The sequence below is a fragment of the Streptomyces lanatus genome (assembly GCF_014655715.1).
Classification (GTDB): domain Bacteria; phylum Actinomycetota; class Actinomycetes; order Streptomycetales; family Streptomycetaceae; genus Streptomyces; species Streptomyces lanatus.
Genome location: NZ_BNBM01000002.1, coordinates 655,221 through 672,113, shown reverse-complemented (window position 1 = coordinate 672,113; position 16,893 = coordinate 655,221). Strand labels below are relative to the sequence as shown.

Genomic DNA, 16,893 nt, shown 5'->3' with positions numbered 1-16,893 from the left:
GACCAGTGATCCCTGCACGTTCTGCACGCAAGAGCATCGGAGTGTTCTGCGGCTCACGCCCCGGACGCCACGCGGAGTACATCGAGACGGCCGGCGCCTTGGGCCGTGAACTGGCCGACCGGGGCGCCGAGTTGGTCTACGGCGCCGGTGGAGTCGGTGTCATGGGCGCCGTGTCGACCGCGGCCATGGCGGGCGGCGCCTCCGTCACCGGGGTGATCCCGCACGCGCTGCACGAGCGGGAGCGGCTCGACAACGCCTGCGGCGAGATCTTCCTGGTGGGCGGCATGCATGAGCGCAAGGCCCTGATGTACCGGCTGTCGGACGCCTTCGTCGTGCTGCCCGGCGGGTACGGCACGCTGGACGAGCTGATGGAGGTGGCCACCTGGAACCAGCTCGGCCACCACGACAAGCCGATCGCCCTGGTCAACGTCCGCGGCTTCTTCGACCCGCTGGTCGCCATGCTGGACCGGATGCTCGACGAGCGCTTCTTCACCGCCCGCGACCGCGCCCTGGTCCATGTCGTCGCCGACCCCTGCGCGGCACTGGACGCGATCGGGGTGCCGAGCCCGGCGGAGGTGCCGGCCGCCGTGTGACGCGGCGGGCCGGTGGAATTCAGCGAGCACCGCACGCGACCCCCGCTGAATTCCACCGGCCCATACCAAGGGACGGAATTCAATTCCCCGGCCGGTTCCACTCGTCGATGACGGTCAATACGTCCTTCAGCGTCCCGACCGCCGCGTCCGGCACCGAGCCATGAGCCCCGAGTTCCTCCTCGGGAATGCTGCTGTGCGGCACCAGAATGGTCCGCATACCGGCCCGCTGAGCACCGTACACATCCTCGAAGGCCCGGTCCCCGACAAAGGCGCACCCGCCCGCCGAGGCCGCGCCGAGACCCGCCACCGACGCCGCGAAGATGTCGGGGTGCGGCTTGGTCCAGGACACCTCGCTGGAGTAGACGGCGGCGTCGACATAGCCGAGCACCCCGTCCCGCTCGAAGATCTCGTCGTGCCAGTCACCCGGCCACAGCGTGTTGGAGAGCACCCCGATGCCCAGACCGCGCTCGCGCAGCCCGGCCAGCATCTCCAGGGCGTGCGGGTCGATGAAGGTGTGCGCCTCCCAGGCCTGCCGGTACACCCCCAGCGCCCGCGCGGCCGGGTTCACCCCGGCGAGCTCGAACACCTCGTCGAGCCGGGCCGAGCACTGGGTCTCGCGGCAGCGCGTCATCAGCTCCCGCTCGGCCATGAGCAGTCGCTCGCCGACCTCGGCCGCACGGTCCGCGCCGACCTCGTCGAGGGCGGCCGCGGTCTCCCGCCAGATGCCCGGCAGGTCCACGGTGTGCCAGGGCGTCAGGGTGCCCGCCCAGTCGAAGATCACATGCTCGACGGTCATGCCGCCTCCTTCACACGTCGGTTCTCGTACGACGGCTGCCGTACGGCGATCTGCAGCAGCACCAGGCCCGCCACGCACACCGCGAGCAGACAGGGCCCCACGGCCCACCAGCCGTCCGCGGCGGTCACCGCGAGCCCGACCAGCGGCGGCATGGCCAGCGCCCCGACGCTGCCGAACTGTGCGACCAGACCGTTGGCGGCGCCCAGGTCGGCCGTCGCGCGCACCGCCAGCGGCACCGCCGCGAACACGGTCGCCACGACCAGCTCGTTGGCGAGGGCGACCACCAGCGCGCTGCCCACCGACACCCCGAGCCCGCCCGTCCCGGCGAAGGCGGCGAACGCCCCGGCCGGCATCAACAGCGCCACCACGAACAGGTACTTCACCCCGGCGCCGCGCACCAGCAGCCAGCTCGCCAGGAACCCGCCCGCCACCCCGGCCAGGGACACCACACCGGTGAGGGTGCCGGCCGACTCCGTGGACAGGCCGAACTCCTCGTGCAGATAGGGCGGGTAGAGGGTGACGGTGGCGACGATCGAACCGCTGATCGTGGCGAACCCGGCGCCCAGCGCCAGTGGACGCCCGAGCCGCCGTACGGCCGCCGACCGGCCCTCGCCCGACGGCCGCGCGTCCTCCCGGGTCCCCGGCACCGCGGGCAGCCGGGTGGTCAGCAGGGCGACCACCAGCGTCGCCCCCGCGGCCACCGTGAGCCACCCCCGCCAGTCGAGCCACGCCGAGAGCACGCCGCCGGCGAAGGAGCCCAGCGCCAGGCCCACCGGCATGAAGGTGCCCCAGATCGCCAGCGCGCCGGTCAGCCGCTTGCCGTCGCCCAGCGAGAACAGCAGCACCGGAGCGACGATCACCACGACGACATAGCCCACGCTCTCCACCAGCCGCCCGCCCAGCATCGCCCCGAAGCTGTCGGTCCGGGCGCAGAACAGCCCGGCCAGGCCCATGACCACGAGTCCGGCGACCAGCATGCGGTGTGGCGGCAGCGGGCGGATCAGATAGCTGACGAACAGCCCGAGCGCGGCGGCGACGGCGGTCACCAGCGAGGTGAGCAGCGCGACCTGAGCCAGGGAAAGGGAAAGGTCCTCGCGCAACGCCACCGATATCGGCGTCATTTTTCCCATACTTGTGGCGGCGAACAGCCCGGCCAGATAAATTAGAAAGAACTTCCATCGGAACGCGCGCGCCTCGCGTTTCTCCGCGAGTTCCTCCGATGTCGATCCCATTCCCGCGCCGCGCCTGGCGACTTCGGTCTCGTCAGTCATCAAGCATTTCCTCGCTCTTCGATTTCTCGGGGGTCATCCTGTGGGGTACGACGTGCTCGTGCTGGGCTCGCTCGTGATGGACCGCAAGTACTTCGCCACCGGCACGCTGGGCGGGACCGCCCCGGTCTGGGACGTCCAGCGCCACCACGGCGGCGTCGGCCGCAACATCGCGGTCAACACCGCCCGGCTCGGCGCCCGTACGGCCTTCGCCGGGCTGTCCGGGCACGGCAGGGACGCCGCCGAACTGGAGGCGGAGCTGACCGCGCTCGGCGTACGGCCGCTGCATGTGCTGCGCACCCCCGACGGGATAGGCCGCTGGGACGTACTGCTCGACGCGGACGGACAGCAGATCACCTCACGTATCGCCCTGCCCGACCCGGCCGCCGCACGCCCCCTCGCCGGGCCCGCGCTCGCCGCCACCGTCGCCGCGGCCGGCGCCGTCCTCGCCGAGGGCGGACTCGACGAGGACCTGCTCACCTGGCTGTCGCGGGAGGCCGGGAAGGGCGGCACACTCATGTGCTGTCTGCCCACCAGGCAGCGGGACTTCGGCCCGCGCGCCCATCTGCTGCCCCTGTACGACGTACTGCTGCTCAACGCCCGCGAGGCACTCGCCCTCACCGGCGAGGCGGGCACACCGGCCGAGCAGGCGCGGCGGCTCCTCGGACACGGGCCCCGTGTCGTGGTGGTGACCGCGGGCGCGGACGGCGCCGCCGTCGCCAGTGCCGAAGAGCCCACGGCGCTGGCCCTGCCCGCCGAGACGGGGCCCTGCACCGATGACACGGGCGCCGGTGACGCGCTGGCGTCCGCGTTCGTCGTCCACCTCGTACGCGGCGCGAGCCCCAGGGCGGCCTTGGCCCTGGGGCTGCGCGCGGCGCGGCTGACGATCGGCTGCGGACAGAGCACCTGCCGCACCCTGGCGACGGATCCGGCGCTCACCGCGCGCCGCACCGGGCGGTGGACACCACCCGGTGCGCGTGCATCGTGATGCCGTCCGCCGCCAGCGCCCGGGCGATCGTCTCCTCGTCGTAGGAGGCGAGACCGGCGTCGGTGAGGATCTGCAGATCCGTGGAGTGCATGTCGATCTCCCCGATCCGGGCCTGCCGGATCGCCCCCACGTTGTCCCCGGCGAAGCCCGGCCGCAGCGCGTACTCGCCGTCCGCGAGGAAGGCGAACATCAGCAGGTGGTACCCGCCCTTCTCCCAGGTTCCGGTGAACTCGTAGACGGCGAACAGCGAACAGGACCGGACCTCGATGCCGGTCTCCTCACGCGCCTCCCGCACCGCGGCGGCCTCGGCCGGCTCACCGGGTTCGATCCCGCCGCCGGGCAGCAGCCAGTTGTTCGCGTACGGCCCCTTCAGCTGGCGGATGAAGGTGACGGTGCCGTCAGGCCCGGGGATCACCATCAGGGCGGCGGGCAGGGCTTGGGCGAATCGGTCCATGGTCGTGCGGTCCTCGCTCGGTGCGATGTCGGTCAGTATTCGGTCGGCCAGCCGTCCGGCGGGATCACCAGCGCCAGTCCGATCCGTTCCCCCTCCACCCGGCCCTTGCGGTAGTAGGGCTCGGTCCGGGTGGTGAAGCCGTAAGTGGCCAGCGCCTGCCCCGGGTTGGAGAGATCGGGACCGCAGATGACCACCTTGGAGCGTATGTCGAAGGCCATCGCGTCGCGCACCAGTTCCTGGCCGGGTTCATCGGTCTCGATGTACGCCACGAACTCGCCCCGCGCCCTGATCGAGTAGTGCACCGACCTGATCGGATAGCCGAGGCCGGTCAGATGGGCGTACATCAGGTACTCGTTCTGGAAGCTCATCAGGGTCAGCCCCGACCGGGCGCCCGCCACGATCGTCGGCCAGGGCGCGCCCGGCGTCGCGGACACCCCGGTGACGGTGAGGACATTGCTGCGCCGGGCCTCGGCGTAGTAGCCCTTGAACTCCCCGAACGGCCCCTCGACCGCGTCCCGTTCCTCGACGAACCCGGTGATGACATGGCTGGCGTCGTCGGGCACCGGCGGGAAACCGCCGACGTCCACGCGCCGGCCCAGCAGCCGGGCCGCGATCTCGTAGTCGTCGCCCTCGGCCGGCAGCCGTGAGGCGGCCACCACGGTGAGCGCCGGGTCCGCGCCGAGGAACAGGGAGATCGGCATGGGGCGGCCGGTCTCCAGCCAGGCCAGCAGATTGCGGTGCCCGTCGGTGCGCGGGTCCAGGAAGATCCGCGCCTCGTCGGGGCCCACCACCTGGGTGCGGTAGAAGCCCATGTTGACGCCGCTGCCGTCCGGCCGCGTGGTCACCCCGACGCCGGCCGTGATGTACGGCCCGGCGTCGGCGGGGCGGTGCTGGAGGATCGGCAGATCGTCCAGCATGCCGGGCAACTCCCGCCGGGTGAGCGGGAGTTGGGCGGCAGCGGTCGTGGGTACGGGGCCCGTGAGCCGGCGGGACATCTCCGGCAGGTGCTTCTCCTCCGTCGTGCCCAGCGCGGACAGCAGCACCTGGCGCGGATACGGGTGGCACAGCACCCCCGTCCCCGGCCGCTCGGCGATGTCGGTGAACACCACCGTCGGCCGGGTGCCGTGCTCCTTCTCGATCCCGGCGAGCGTCCGCGCCACCTCGACCCGGCCGCTGATCCTGCTGTCGTAGCGGTACAGATCGACCGCGTCGTAACAGCCGGGCAGCCCGAGCGAGGCCGCGTCCGCCGCCCGGGTCAGACCACTGCCGGGGAAACCGCCGCTCACCGGCGCACCCGCGCCGAGGCCGGGAAGGGACGGCAGTCCTCGATGGACTCCCGGGCCGTCTCCCAGGGGAAGACGATCCAGTCGTCGACGACGGCCGGGCAGTGATCGGGGACATAGCCGCTGCGGTGATTGCGGACCACGGCGGCGAACCGCACGTCCTCCGCCGCGACCCCGGCCGCCGCGAGATGGGCGAGGACCGCGTCCGCGGTCGCCCCCGTGCCGACGATGTCGTCGACCACCAGCACCCGGTCGCCCGCCCGGAGCCCCAGCGGCCCCGAGGTGTCGACGACCGGCCGCTGCTTGGCCGCGTACCGGCTGTCGTCCGCCGTACGGCGCACCCGCACCGTGTGCATCACCGGCACATCCAGCGCACAGGTCAGATAACCGGCCGCGGCCAGCCCGCCCCGCGCCACGGCGAGCACGGCGTCCGGCACGAAGCCCGCCGCGCGCACCTCGTCGGCGATGTCCTCGACCAGCCCCCCGAAGGTCGCCATGTCGAGGAGGTACGGGCCCTGCCGCGTCCACATGCCGGGGCGTTCGCCCGCCGCGGTGGCCGAAGGTGTCGTCCCGCTCATGCCGTCACCGCCTTGGCGACGTGGTCGATGTCGATCTGCACCGAGCGTTCACGGGCATGGGGCACGTTCTCCGCCCGGCCCGCCGCCGTGACCCGGATGAACTCGGCCCGGGCGCGGAAGGCGTCCAGATCCGGGGCGCCCGAGTAGCTCATCGCGGACTGCACACCGCCGACGAGCTGACGCAGCGTCCGCGCCAGCGGCCCGGAGGCCGGGAAGGTCGCCTCGACGCCCTCGGGGACATAGTCGTCGACCTCCTCCTGGGTGACCGTGCCACCGGCCGCCCGGCGCAGGGTGAGTTCCATGCCGAGGGAGACGAAGCCGTTGCTGACCCGGTAGTGGCGGCCGTCCCGCTCCACCGGGGTCGCCTCGCTCTCGTCGGCGCCCGCGAGCGCCGAGCCCAGCATCACCGCATGCGCCCCGGCCGCGAGGGCCTTGGCGATGTCGCCGGCCTGCCGGATGCCGCCGTCGGCGATGATCGTCACGCCCGCTTCGGCGGCCGCGTCGGCGCAGTCCATGACGGCGGTCAGCTGCGGCACACCGGTGCCCGCCACCAGCCGCGTGGTGCACACGCCGCCCGGCCCGATCCCCACCTTCACGACCTGGGCCCCGGCCGCCGCCAGGTCCCGTACGCCCTCGGCGGTGGCCACGTTGCCCGCGATCAGCGGCGTGTCGGGATACGTGGAGCGCAGCTCCTTGACGGTGTCGATGACCTGGTCGCTGTGTCCGTGCGCGACATCCACCAGCAGGACGTCCACGCCGTGCGCGGCCAGTCGTTCCGCGCGCTCCCGCCAGTCGCCGGTGACCCCGACGGCCGCGCCGGCCAGCAGTCGCCCCTCGGCGTCGAGCGTGGCCCGCTCGGCCTGTTCGGCGTCGACCGGGACGGCCTTGACCGCCGCCAGCTGGTCGAGCTGCTGCTCGACGGTCTGCATCCGGTGCAGGATGCCGAGGCCGCCCTGCAGGGCAATCGCCGCCGCCATCCGGTCGCCGGTGCACCACTGGGTGTTGGCCGAGACGACCGGCACCCGCAGCCGCAGGCCCGGCAGCAGCTCGCTGCCGGTGTCGGCCTGGCGCCTGCTGGTCAGGGAGGTGCGCCGGGGCACGAACAGGACGTCGTCGAAGCTGAGCCCGGTCCGCTCGGGTTCGGAGATCCGCATCCGCCGTGTCTCCTTCACTGCCGGCCGTCGTTGGTGAGCGCGATCAGCTCGCCGCGCAGCGCGGAGTCCTTGAGCGCGCCCCGCCACACGGCGGTGGTCATCGTGGCGGGCGTACGGATGCCGCGCATCGCCATGCACAGGTGCTCGCCGCGGCCGATCACGGCCACATCACCGGACCCGGTCAGCCGCTCGACGTCGTCGGCGATCTGCTGGGACAGCTGCTCCTGCGACTGCAGCTTGTGGGCGTGCTGGTGCGCGATCCGCGCGAACTTGCTCAGGCCCAGCATCTTCTCCTGCGGGAGATAGCCGATGGTGACCCGGCAGGAGAAGGGCAGCAGATGGTGCTCGCACAGCGACCACACACTGATCCCGGAGACGGCGACCAGGTTGCCGCTCGCCGTCGTCTCGAAGAGGGTGTCGACGGACCCGGGCTCGTACCGGGTGAACTCGCGCCACCAGCGGGCGTAGCGGGCCGGGGTCTCCCGCAGCCCCTCACGGTCCGGGTCCTCACCGATCTCCACGAGCAGTTGACGGGCGATCGACTCCAGGGGATCGCTCGGCTCGCCCGCGTCCAGCAGGTCCAGATCCTCGGTCAACACTTCCATGCCGCTGGTCATCAGACACCCCGCTTGCTTCCCCACACGTTGACGTGCAGTCGTCCCGACAGATTCCATTTGCGCGCGATCACGTCGTCGGCCAGGTCACGCATCCCTTGGTCGATCTCCTCGGGGGACTGGCCCCGCGGCATGATCCAGACGTTGCTCAGAGCGAACCGGTCCACCAGTTCCTCGACCTCGGCCAGATCGGCCGCGTCGGCACAGACGAACTTGAAGGCGACGCCCGGCAGTTGACCGAACCGGCGCAGTGCCTCCGGGACGATGCGCCGGTCCTCGGCGACCCCGGAGTGCCTGAGCTTCGGCGACACGTTGAAATGTGCCCCGGCGGCCACCAGCGCGTCGCTCGGCACCACGGTGCCGTTGGTCTCGAACTCGACCAGCACCCGCCGCTCCGCCAGGGCCTGGACCACGGGCAGCACCCGGTCCTGCTGGCTGAGCGGCTCACCGCCCGAGATGACGATCAGCTCCACCCCGAACGCCAGCAGCCGCTCGGTGACCTCGGCCACGGACAGGGCGTGCAGCTCCTCGGCCGCGCGATAGGCGATACCGGTGTCCGACTCCCCCTTCCAGTCCCAGGTGTACGGCGTGTCGCACCAGCGGCACGTGAGATTGCAGCCCCCGAGCCGCAGGAACGCGCACGACCTTCCGGTGGAAGGCCCTTCGCCCTGTACGGCGCTAGGTGGGTCCGAACATCTCGTTCACCACGAGCTTCGGAACCGCCATTTACACCACCCCCTCGAGCCCGTACGGGCTTGTCGTCCGGAAAATTCGTCTGCGCCCGCTTATGCGGCGGGCCGGTACGTCGCCCAGGTCTTCGGTGTCTCCGAGACCCGCACCCCGGTCAGTTCGGGGAAGTCGGCCACCCAGGTGCGGTGGATCCACATGGCGATGTGCTCGGCGGTCGGATTGACGTCGGGCAGCACGTCGTTGAGGTGCCGGTGGTCGACGGTGTCGTCGAGCCACTTCTTGAACACCCCGAGTTCGCCGTAGTCCCGTACGAAACCCGTGTCGGTCAACTGGTCGGGACGGGCGCTCAGTTCGAGCACGACGACGTAGTTGTGGCCGTGCAGCCGGCCGCACTGGTGGTCCGGTGGCAGGCCTGCGAGCCGGTGGCTGGCGGAGAAGTGGAATTCCTTGGAGATGGAAAGCACGGTCCGGGTCCTCTCTCCCATGTCGCTCTGATCCTGAAGGCCGACAAGCCCCCATGTCAGCGCTTGCCGTTGGCAGTTGGGGGCCATGACCGCCAGCTGCCAGGGAAGGTCACTCCAGGAGCTCCTCCAGGTCCGGAAGGCAGTCCCCGCAGCCCGTGTTGGCGCCGGTGGCGCGGCGCAGGGCGGGGACGTCGCGGGCGCCCGAGGCCTTCGCCGCGAGGATCACGCTCTCCGGGACGTGCGCGCACAGACAGATCAGCGGATCCTCCGTCGGGCAGTGCGTCATGAGCCGCCCTCCGAGCCCCGGGCCAGCAGGGTCAGCGCACGGTCGAGGACCTCCGTCATCACATCCAGGTCCCGCTCCTCGATGACCAGCGGCGGATGGATGTTGATCACGTCCGGCGCCATTCCCGTCGAGGCGACGATCAGCCCGACCCGACGATCGGCCGACAGACACAGCCGCCGCAGCTCGGGGGCGTGGTCGCCGGTCAGGACGAGACGGGCGGCGCCGCCGAAGGCCCGGCAGTCGCGCACCAGGTCCGGATGGTCCGCCCGGAGCCGCTTGAGACGGTCCGTCAGCCGGCCCGCGAGCCCCTCCATGTCGGCGGCCGGATCGGCCCAGGAGTCCCAGCGGTCCAGGACGGCCCGGGTGACGCCCAGGGCGTGCGGGATGCCGATGTACGTCGAGGAGTGGCTGCCCGGCCGGTACGTCCCCGGGTCCGCGAGCGGCTCACGGGCCCACACCGCGCTCAGGGCGGCGGCGCCGTTGGTGAGCGCCTTGCTCGCGACGACCACGTCGGGCGTGACGCCCGAGCGCTGGAATCCCCAGCGCGGCCCGGTCCGGTGCATGCCGGTGAAGATCTCGTCGGCGATGACCACCGCGCCGTTGGCGCGCGCGTGGTCGACGGCCGCCCGCAGCAGCGCGTGATCGGGCTCGGCCATACCGCCGACGTTCTGCACGGACTCGAAGACGAAGGCGCTGACCCTGCGCCCGAACCCGGCGCCACCGACACCGGAGAGCTCCGAGCCCCACCTGGTGGCAGCGGCGATGCACCCCGCTCCGCAGCCCGTGCCGGCCGCCGTGGCGTGCGGGCAGCGACCGCAGTCGGGGCTGGGCAGCCGTACGACCTCCAGGCCCCAGGCCGCGAGCAGTTCGCGGTAGCGGGGGCTGGAGCTGAGCATGCTGGTCACCCCGGACCTGCCGTGGAAGGCGCCCTCGAACACCACGACCGTGCCCGGTCCGACGGCGCTGAACGCGATCCGCAGGGCCGTCTCCATGCCCTGCGCGCCGCCGAGGTCCAGCTCGACACGGCCCGGGGCGCCGATGGCCTCGGAGAACAGCCGCTCCAGCCGCTGGAGCACGTCGAGGCGAAGCTCGGACTCGCAGAAGGAGGGCAGCGCGGGCAGGTCCTCGCAGTGGGCGAGGGCGTCGCGCAGGATCCCCTTGTCATAGCCCCAGGCGACCGAGCCGTTGGCGGCCTCGGCGTCCAGATAGCGGCGGCCGTCGGCGGCTTCGAGGTAGCTGCCCTCGGCGCGCACGAAACGCGGTACGTGCGCGGCGCGGTAGATGAGGTTGCCCGCTCCGGCGAACGGGGGGACTGCGCTGCTCACGCGTACGTCACCTCTCTCGTGGTGTCGCCCGTGGTGCGCCAGGCGTCTGCGGTGCCGGTGGCGATGACCGGGAGAACTCCCTTTTCGTTGCAGTCGATCCAGCTGGTGAGGACGGTCAGCACATCCCAGCGGGCGCCGCCCGGCGGCAGCGGCGCGCGGCGCAGCACGCCGAGCCACTCGTCGATCCGGGCGGGCTCGGGCCGGTCGCGGGCGAGGTCGCCCCACGGTCCCGGCAGCGCCGCCAGCCGGGCGAGAGCGGCGGTGACGTCCAGGTCGTGCGCGGGGATCTCGGCGGCCAGCTCCGCGAGCAGCGCGGTCACCGTCCGCCACGGGTCGGCGGTGGCGTGCTCCGTCGAGCCGAGGAGCGGGCCCGCGCACCAGTCCCAGCCCGTCTGGTACGAGAACAGCTGCAACTCCCTTGCCACATCGGCCGGTTCATCGGCGGTGTGCATGAAGTTGAACAGGCCGTTGACCCGGCCGATCCTGGTGCGCAGATCACCGCTGCGTGCGGCGGAGGGCTCCGCCGACCCCTTGGCGGCCGTCAGCCGGACGCTGGCGGGCAGCCACTCCGGCCGCTCCCGGTCCTCCAGCAGCACCAGCAGGCTGCGGCCCGAGGACAGCAACGGGTCCACCACGGCGATGCGCTGCGCGGAGGCGGCGTTGAACTGGTAGCGCCACAGCTCGCGCACGAGCAGCGGATCGAAGCGCACCGTGGTCGCCGCGACCGGGTGCCAGCCCTCCGACCGCAGGATGCCGAGGATCAGTTCGCAGCGGCGCCCGGCCACGGCGTCGGGCTTCAGCACGACGAAGGTGTGGCGGTCGAGCACCCCGCGGTCCGGCACCCCGCGGTCCGGCACCCCGGACTCCCGTGCGGGGGCCAGCGCGTGGAGGGCCTCGCGCATATAGGGGTCCAGGCGGTAGGCCTCGGCCTTCCGGGGATCGCGGGTCAGCGCGTCCAGGTCCCGGGCGCCGATCACGGAGTACGCCACGGCCTCACATCTCCTCGGGTGTCTCTCGTGCGGAAAGTTGTCTGCCCCCGAGCGGCGTCGCGACGCCGTCGACCAGGACGACCCGGCTGCCGTCGGGATGCGTGTCCGGGGCCAGCGCGAGCGAGCCGGCGGCGAAGGCCCGCACGGTCCACTCCAGACAGGGGCGGTCGCTCAGGCCCTTCTGCTCCAGCTCCTGCGCCGCCGGACCGACTCCCCGCCGTACGGGCACGGGAGGGCCCTGGCACAGCAGCGCCCCGCCGTCATGGCTGTCGTCGACGAGGAAGCAGGAGGTCCGGGTGGCGGTGTGCCCGAGGGACATCGCCAGGGCGACCGGATCGTTGCCGGTCAGGACCCGGCGGCGGGCGGCGTCGAGCACGGTCAGGTCACCGGGGTGCTGGTTGATCATCCGGCCGTGGTAGCGGGTGAGCAGATCGCCCTCGATCCAGCGGTGGTAGGCCAGCACGACGAGGTCGAGGGGCCCGTTGGCCGACTCCCACCCGGCGATCCGGGCGTCGAGCCGGTCGTGCCACTCCCGGGCCCGGCGCCGGTAGACGGCCCGTTCGGCCGGGCCGCTCGCGCGGGAGGCGGTGCCGCAGTGGGCGTCGAAGTCGCCCGGCCAGGCCTCGATACCGTGCTCCCGGGCCAGTCCCAGTGCCTTGGACCGGGTGCCGTGCGAGGCGACCAGGGCCACCTCGTACCGGTCCGGCTCGGCGTGCCCCAGGTCGATCAGGGTGCGCAGATTGGCGCCGGTGGCGGAGACCAGGACGCCGATCCGCAGCGGGCCGTCGCTTCCGGCGCGGCGCAGCGGCAGGGTGGCGGGGCCGGGGTCCGCCGTCACGCGGCGTCCGCGATGTCGAGGGCGGCCCACTGCTCCCTGGTCGCGGCGAGCATGCCGTCGGGGAGCTGGCCCGCCTCCAGGGCGGTGAGTCCGAAGGCGCGGTGGGCGGTGCCGGCGGCCAGGTCCCAGAGCCGGGGGCCCTTGATCTCATGGCCCATGGCGTTGCGCATCTGCTGGGCCAGCGGCTGGGATCCGGCGGCGACGATGCCGCCCTCCTGGTACCACAGGCCGTTCTCCTCGCCCTGGGTGAGGTCCTGGCCGCCGAGCCGCGCGGAGTCGCAGCGGTCGGTCATCATCATGGAGTTCTCCAGGCCCATGAGCCCGACCGCGCGACTGGCGATGGCCAGGTCGACATGCTCGCCGTCGAAGTTGATGCAGGCGGCGATACGTCCCGCGGCCGCCGCGCGCATGATGGCCGCCGGTACGGGACCTGCGATCTCGTCCATCGCGTCCAGCGTCCAGCCCGGCAGGTCGTACGAGGCGAGCGTCGCGTCACGGGTGGCGCGGGCGCGGGTGGTGCGGAAGGCGTGCCGGATGTTGAGCGGCATGTCGTTGAACAGATGGTCCGTCACCACCCGGGCGCCCTTGCCGTTCCACTCGGTGTCCCAGGCGATGTCGACGATGTCCGTGACGAGCCGGGCGCTGAGCTCCGGGTCGGTCCGGGTGAAGTGGCCCAGCGCGGGCCGTACGCCGTGGCCGAGCAGCAGCGGGACGATCCACTCGAAGCCGGGGTGGCGGTCGAAGGTCTGGCCGTGGAAGTCCGAGGCGGGCGAGAAGGCGTCGGGGGAGAGGACCATGTAGCACAGGCCGAGGTCACCGAGGCGGGCCAGCCGCTCCCACTCCGCACGCGTCGGGGCCCACACGGTGTCGGCCGGTGTGCCGCCGTGGCTGGAGAGCAACGGGCCCTCCAGGGCGACCCCGACGACATGCGGGATGCGTCCGGCGCGGCGCATCGCGTCGTAGCGGCGCATGAACTTCTCGAACTCGCCCAGCCGGTGGTGGTGCAGATACAGGGTCGGGATGCTGAGCACCCCCTCCCGTGCGCAGACCTGCTCGAGGAGTTCGAGGTCGAGCAGGGAGAACTCGGAGAAGTCCACCCCGGCAAAGCCATGGCAGTGGACCTCCACCGGAAGCAGCGTCATCTTTCATCCCTCTCGCGTTCCTGCTGACTGTTGTCAATTGATCTACCGTTGGCAATTGATCTTTGACAATGATTGACAGACTGGGTGGACGAGCGTTGACGATATCACCGGAATCCCGTGTGGCAAGGGGTGTGTTGCCCATGGAGTGATGGCCTGCCTTGTCAATGAGCGTCCCTGCTGGGGTTGACTGGCATGTCAACGCTCTCTATGTTGATCTGGCAATTGCAGTCAAGCGAGCAAGGGGGGTACGGGTGGAGCACGAGCTGGTCGTCTTCGACAACAGCGGTGTCCTCGTGGACAGCGAGGCCCTCGCCAACCGGCTGCTCGCCGGGATGCTGACCGACGAGGTGGTGCCGACGACGGTCGCCGAGGCCGTCGAGCACTACCTGGGGAAGTCCTTCGCCGACATGGCGGAGACGGTCCGCCGCCGCACCGGCGCCGTGGTCCCCGACGACTTCCGCGCCCGGTTCCACACCCGCCTCTTCGAGGCCTTCCAACGGGAACTGAAGCCCGTCGAGGGGATCCACGAGGTGCTGGACGCGCTCGACGCACGGGCCGTGCCCTACTGCGTCGCCTCCAACGACACCGCGGACCGGGTCGCCGTCTCGCTGGCCCTGACCGGTCTCGCCCCGCGCCTGGCCGGCCGGATCTTCGGCGCCGACCAGGTGGCGCGCCCCAAGCCCGCCCCCGACGTCTTCCTGCACGCCGCCCGGCACTTCGGCGTGGCACCCGAAGCCTGCCTCGTCATCGAGGACAGCGCACGGGGAGTCGCCGCCGCACGCGCGGCCGGCATGACGGTGTTCGGCCTCGCCGCGCTCACTCCGCGCACCCGGCTCGGTGACGCCGGGCGGGTCCTCGGTTCGATGGGGGAGCTGCGGGAACTGATTCCCGCGCTCTTTCCCACCCGAACACTTCAGGAGACGACCCGACGATGACCGACGACCGCCACCCCGGCCTGCATGTCCTCGACCTCGACGGCACCCTGCTGCGGTCCGACGCCACCCTCAGCGCCTACGCCCGCGACGGCCTCAACACCCTGCTGGACGCGGGCACCGCGCTCACCTTCGCCAGCGCCCGCAGCGCCGTCGCCATGCGCACCCTGCTCGCCGGAGTACGCCTCACGCTGCCCGTCGCCGAGCTGAACGGCGCCTTCCTCACCGACCTCGCCTCGGGCCACCGCCCCGACCACCGCACCCTCGACGAGCCGGCCGCCGCCACCGCCCTCGCCGCACTCGCGGAGCTGGCCGCCGAACCGGTGCTGACCACCTGGGACGGCAGCACCGACCACGTCCTGCACGGGAGTTGCGGCAACCCCGCCCTCACCTGGTACATCGAGGAGAAGCGGGCCTACGGCGACCCCCGGCTCGGCACCTACGACGACCCCCGCGCGGCCGTCACCGGCACCTGCACCGCGGCGGTGATCGCCTTCGTCCCCGACGGCGACGCCAAGGCCGCGGTCACCGCCCTCGAAGCGGCGCTCGGCGACACCGCGGGCGTCATGGCCGCCGCCAACCGCTATGTGCCCGGCTGGACCGAGATCCAGGTGGCCCACCCGCAGGCCGAGAAGGGCTTCGCCGTACGCCGCCTCCGGCAGCTCGCGGGACTGACGCACCAGCCGCTCACCGTCTACGGCGACCACCTCAACGACCTGCCCATGTTCGCCGTCGCCGACCGCACCGTCGCCCCCGCCAACGCCCACCCCGACATCCGCGCCCGGGCCACCGTCGTCACCGCCGCCAACGACGAGGACGGCGTCATCCGGTACCTGCTGGACGGGGGCACACCGTGCTGATCGTCATGGAGGGCATCGACGGCAGCGGGAAGTCGACGGTGGCACGTCTGGTCGCCCGCGAACTGGCCCCGTATCGCGCCGTCTTCGTCGACAAGAAGGACATCGGGCCCGCCGACCCCGGCACCGAGGCCCGCGCCGGCCGACTGCGCGAGCTCATCTGGTCCTCGCCCGAGAAACAGGGCGACACCTACGGGGCCGCGCACTGGATCCTGCTGATCGCCTCCTGGTACGCGGGCCTGGCCCGGCTGCGGCCCGACCTGACGGACCCGGACACGCTCGCCGTGACGGACGGCTGGTACTACCGGAACATCGCCAAGACCCTCGTCCGTGAACGCCTGGACGCGCACTGGGTCGAGTCGCTCTTCGCGCCCGTCCCCGAATCCGCGCTGACGGTCCTGCTCGATGTCGCGCCCGAGGTCGCCTGGGCGCGCCGCCACGACTTCAAGGACACCGAGATCGGCCGCTGGGACGGCTTCACCGGCCCGCCCCGCGAGTCGTACCGCGCCTACCAGTCGGTCGTACGCGAGGAGTTGCTGCGCATGGCCAAGGACCGCGACTGGCTCGTACTGACCCCGGATCCGGACGATCCGCCGGAGCGCACCGCGGCGGCCGTGGTGGCCGCGGTGCGTGCGCTGAGGAGAACGCCATGAGCCCCACCCGTGACGTGGTCGGCACCTCCGACCTCGACGTCTTCGCCGACACTCTCGCCGACGTCGCCGCCGGACGCCGGCCGGCCGAAGAGCTCGCCCGGCTGCCGGCCGCCGGCTCGCCCGCGGCCCTGCGGATCCGCAGGGCCTACGAGGAGGCACTGGCCACCGACACCGCCCAGGAGCCGCCGGCCCCGCACGGCGGGCCACTGTCCGAACCGCCGCCGTACCAAGGAGAAAGCGTGATCGACCACCTCGACCGGCTCACCGTCGACTGGACCGACTTCGAAGCAGCGGGCGAGATCACCCGCGACGTCGTCCAGCGCCTCGCCGACGACAAGGAGTCCCTGCGCAAACTGGTCTACGACGTGGAGCACAAGCCGGAGCTCCTCGCCATGTGCGAGCGGCACCAGCTGCTCGACTACATCGTGCTGTACGACGCGCTCGACCGGGGTGTCCGGCTGCGGCTGCACATCTCCACCGACGACCACTTCGACCGTCCGCACGACCACCGGTTCTCCTTCTCCAGCCGCATCGTGACGGGCGGTTACACGCACACCTGGTACCACATGGACGGCGACCTCTACGGCGAGGGATCGGACCCCGAGGCACGCCAGTACCTCAACCGGCACAACCCGGACCCGAGGGCGAAGGACCAGCTGGAGAAGCTCACCCCGCACATCGTCCGCTGGGAGGCGCCCGGCAGCTGCTACACGCTGCACCACAGCGCCATCCACACCACGTTCACCACGCCCGACACCGTCTCCCTCTTCCTGCGCGGCCCGGCCGAGAAGGACCGCTCCGTGATCATGGACAAGCAGGAGGGCACCCTGTGGTGGCGCTTCGGCCGCCAGGACGAGCCCGAGGAGCGCCGCCAGCAGAAGGCCATGGGCATCGAGGCCTACCGGCAGATCCGCGACCGGCTGGAGGGGCTCGGCGTCATCTGACGCCCCGCCAAAGCCCGTTCCCTTCCCGCAGAGGAGAAACCCACC

20 protein-coding genes are annotated in these 16,893 nt (G+C 72.0%); 6 read left to right on the top strand and 14 right to left on the bottom strand.

Annotated elements, in window-relative coordinates; all coding sequences use genetic code 11:
* Positions 1-5 precede the first annotated feature (5 nt).
* Positions 6-593 carry an LOG family protein gene (locus IE325_RS08190; protein ID WP_229911710.1) on the top strand — a complete coding sequence of 196 codons (588 nt, stop codon included), beginning with the start codon at positions 6-8 and terminating at the stop codon, positions 591-593.
* A 79-nt stretch (positions 594-672) separates the two neighbouring features.
* Here IE325_RS08190 and IE325_RS08185 read toward each other — a convergent pair whose 3' ends face one another.
* Both IE325_RS08185 and IE325_RS08180 read right to left on the bottom strand, forming a co-directional pair.
* Positions 673-1,389 carry an HAD family hydrolase gene (locus IE325_RS08185; protein WP_190069042.1) on the bottom strand — a complete coding sequence of 239 codons (717 nt, stop codon included), beginning with the start codon at positions 1,387-1,389 and terminating at the stop codon, positions 673-675.
* Positions 1,386-2,660, bottom strand: coding sequence for an MFS transporter (locus tag IE325_RS08180; protein WP_190069041.1), 1,275 nt, complete (start codon positions 2,658-2,660; stop codon positions 1,386-1,388). Before IE325_RS08180 ends, IE325_RS08185 begins: the two co-directional genes overlap by 4 nt.
* Before the next feature lie 40 nt (positions 2,661-2,700).
* On the opposite strand from IE325_RS08180, the gene IE325_RS08175 reads away from it, so the two are divergent.
* Positions 2,701-3,645 (top strand): carbohydrate kinase family protein, encoded by a 945-nt coding sequence (locus tag IE325_RS08175; RefSeq protein ID WP_190069040.1) that lies wholly within the window; start codon positions 2,701-2,703, stop codon positions 3,643-3,645.
* On the opposite strand, the gene IE325_RS08170 is transcribed toward IE325_RS08175, so the two are convergent.
* The 12 genes from IE325_RS08170 to IE325_RS08115 all read right to left on the bottom strand — a co-directional run bounded on the left by IE325_RS08170 (position 3,593) and on the right by IE325_RS08115 (position 13,462).
* Positions 3,593-4,099, bottom strand: coding sequence for an NUDIX domain-containing protein (locus IE325_RS08170; RefSeq protein ID WP_190069039.1), 507 nt, complete (start codon positions 4,097-4,099; stop codon positions 3,593-3,595). The genes IE325_RS08175 and IE325_RS08170 overlap by 53 nt on opposite strands.
* A gap of 32 nt (positions 4,100-4,131) precedes the next feature.
* Positions 4,132-5,385 carry a UbiD family decarboxylase gene (locus IE325_RS08165; protein WP_229911709.1) on the bottom strand — a complete coding sequence of 418 codons (1,254 nt, stop codon included), beginning with the start codon at positions 5,383-5,385 and terminating at the stop codon, positions 4,132-4,134.
* On the bottom strand, positions 5,382-5,960 hold the full coding sequence (locus IE325_RS08160; protein WP_190069038.1) for a phosphoribosyltransferase: 579 nt from the start codon (positions 5,958-5,960) through the stop codon (positions 5,382-5,384). Before IE325_RS08160 ends, IE325_RS08165 begins: the two co-directional genes overlap by 4 nt.
* Positions 5,957-7,114, bottom strand: coding sequence for an IMP dehydrogenase (gene guaB, locus IE325_RS08155; RefSeq protein WP_190069037.1), 1,158 nt, complete (start codon positions 7,112-7,114; stop codon positions 5,957-5,959). Before guaB ends, IE325_RS08160 begins: the two co-directional genes overlap by 4 nt.
* A gap of 14 nt (positions 7,115-7,128) precedes the next feature.
* Positions 7,129-7,719 (bottom strand): GTP cyclohydrolase I, encoded by a 591-nt coding sequence (folE, locus tag IE325_RS08150; RefSeq protein ID WP_190069036.1) that lies wholly within the window; start codon positions 7,717-7,719, stop codon positions 7,129-7,131.
* Positions 7,720-7,730: 11 nt separating this feature from the next.
* Entirely contained in the window at positions 7,731-8,360 is a 630-nt protein-coding gene (locus tag IE325_RS08145; RefSeq protein ID WP_229911725.1) for a 7-carboxy-7-deazaguanine synthase QueE, read from the bottom strand.
* A gap of 153 nt (positions 8,361-8,513) precedes the next feature.
* Positions 8,514-8,882 (bottom strand): 6-pyruvoyl trahydropterin synthase family protein, encoded by a 369-nt coding sequence (locus IE325_RS08140; protein ID WP_190069035.1) that lies wholly within the window; start codon positions 8,880-8,882, stop codon positions 8,514-8,516.
* 109 nt (positions 8,883-8,991) lie between these two features.
* Positions 8,992-9,168 carry a (2Fe-2S)-binding protein gene (locus tag IE325_RS08135; RefSeq protein ID WP_190069034.1) on the bottom strand — a complete coding sequence of 59 codons (177 nt, stop codon included), beginning with the start codon at positions 9,166-9,168 and terminating at the stop codon, positions 8,992-8,994.
* Entirely contained in the window at positions 9,165-10,493 is a 1,329-nt protein-coding gene (locus IE325_RS08130; RefSeq protein ID WP_190069033.1) for an aminotransferase class III-fold pyridoxal phosphate-dependent enzyme, read from the bottom strand. The genes IE325_RS08135 and IE325_RS08130 overlap by 4 nt, the downstream gene beginning before the upstream one ends.
* Positions 10,490-11,482, bottom strand: coding sequence for a nucleoside-diphosphate kinase (locus IE325_RS08125; protein WP_190069032.1), 993 nt, complete (start codon positions 11,480-11,482; stop codon positions 10,490-10,492). Before IE325_RS08125 ends, IE325_RS08130 begins: the two co-directional genes overlap by 4 nt.
* 4 nt (positions 11,483-11,486) lie before the next feature.
* Positions 11,487-12,320 carry a formyltransferase family protein gene (locus IE325_RS08120; protein ID WP_229911708.1) on the bottom strand — a complete coding sequence of 278 codons (834 nt, stop codon included), beginning with the start codon at positions 12,318-12,320 and terminating at the stop codon, positions 11,487-11,489.
* Complete coding sequence (locus tag IE325_RS08115; RefSeq protein ID WP_190069031.1) at positions 12,317-13,462, bottom strand: hypothetical protein; 1,146 nt, start codon at positions 13,460-13,462, stop codon at positions 12,317-12,319. Before IE325_RS08115 ends, IE325_RS08120 begins: the two co-directional genes overlap by 4 nt.
* Positions 13,463-13,713: 251 nt before the next feature.
* On the opposite strand from IE325_RS08115, the gene IE325_RS08110 reads away from it, so the two are divergent.
* The 4 genes from IE325_RS08110 to IE325_RS08095 are packed head-to-tail and all read left to right on the top strand — an operon-like array spanning position 13,714 to position 16,848.
* Positions 13,714-14,397: an HAD-IA family hydrolase gene (locus IE325_RS08110; protein WP_190069030.1), complete on the top strand. Its 684-nt coding sequence runs from the start codon at positions 13,714-13,716 to the stop codon at positions 14,395-14,397.
* The gene (locus tag IE325_RS08105; RefSeq protein ID WP_190069029.1) at positions 14,394-15,254 is read left to right on the top strand and encodes an HAD hydrolase family protein; all 861 of its coding nucleotides are present in this window, start codon (positions 14,394-14,396) and stop codon (positions 15,252-15,254) included. The genes IE325_RS08110 and IE325_RS08105 overlap by 4 nt, the downstream gene beginning before the upstream one ends.
* Positions 15,248-15,904: a nucleoside/nucleotide kinase family protein gene (locus IE325_RS08100; RefSeq protein ID WP_190069028.1), complete on the top strand. Its 657-nt coding sequence runs from the start codon at positions 15,248-15,250 to the stop codon at positions 15,902-15,904. Before IE325_RS08105 ends, IE325_RS08100 begins: the two co-directional genes overlap by 7 nt.
* A complete protein-coding gene (locus IE325_RS08095; RefSeq protein WP_229911707.1) occupies positions 15,901-16,848 on the top strand; it encodes a hypothetical protein in 948 nt (315 codons plus the stop codon). Before IE325_RS08100 ends, IE325_RS08095 begins: the two co-directional genes overlap by 4 nt.
* Positions 16,849-16,893 lie beyond the last annotated feature (45 nt).

Excerpts from the sequence above, each read along its gene's own strand:
- IE325_RS08185 (WP_190069042.1), bottom strand. The coding sequence starts at position 1,389 with ATGACCGTCGAGCATGTGATCTTCGACTGGGCGGGCACCCTGACGCCC.
- IE325_RS08180 (WP_190069041.1), bottom strand. The coding sequence starts at position 2,660 with ATGACTGACGAGACCGAAGTCGCCAGGCGCGGCGCGGGAATGGGATCG.
- IE325_RS08170 (WP_190069039.1), bottom strand. The coding sequence starts at position 4,099 with ATGGACCGATTCGCCCAAGCCCTGCCCGCCGCCCTGATGGTGATCCCC.
- IE325_RS08160 (WP_190069038.1), bottom strand. The coding sequence starts at position 5,960 with ATGAGCGGGACGACACCTTCGGCCACCGCGGCGGGCGAACGCCCCGGC.
- guaB (WP_190069037.1), bottom strand. The coding sequence starts at position 7,114 with ATGCGGATCTCCGAACCCGAGCGGACCGGGCTCAGCTTCGACGACGTC.
- folE (WP_190069036.1), bottom strand. The coding sequence starts at position 7,719 with ATGGAAGTGTTGACCGAGGATCTGGACCTGCTGGACGCGGGCGAGCCG.
- IE325_RS08135 (WP_190069034.1), bottom strand. The coding sequence starts at position 9,168 with ATGACGCACTGCCCGACGGAGGATCCGCTGATCTGTCTGTGCGCGCAC.
- IE325_RS08115 (WP_190069031.1), bottom strand. The coding sequence starts at position 13,462 with ATGACGCTGCTTCCGGTGGAGGTCCACTGCCATGGCTTTGCCGGGGTG.
- IE325_RS08105 (WP_190069029.1), top strand. The coding sequence starts at position 14,394 with ATGACCGACGACCGCCACCCCGGCCTGCATGTCCTCGACCTCGACGGC.
- IE325_RS08095 (WP_229911707.1), top strand. The coding sequence starts at position 15,901 with ATGAGCCCCACCCGTGACGTGGTCGGCACCTCCGACCTCGACGTCTTC.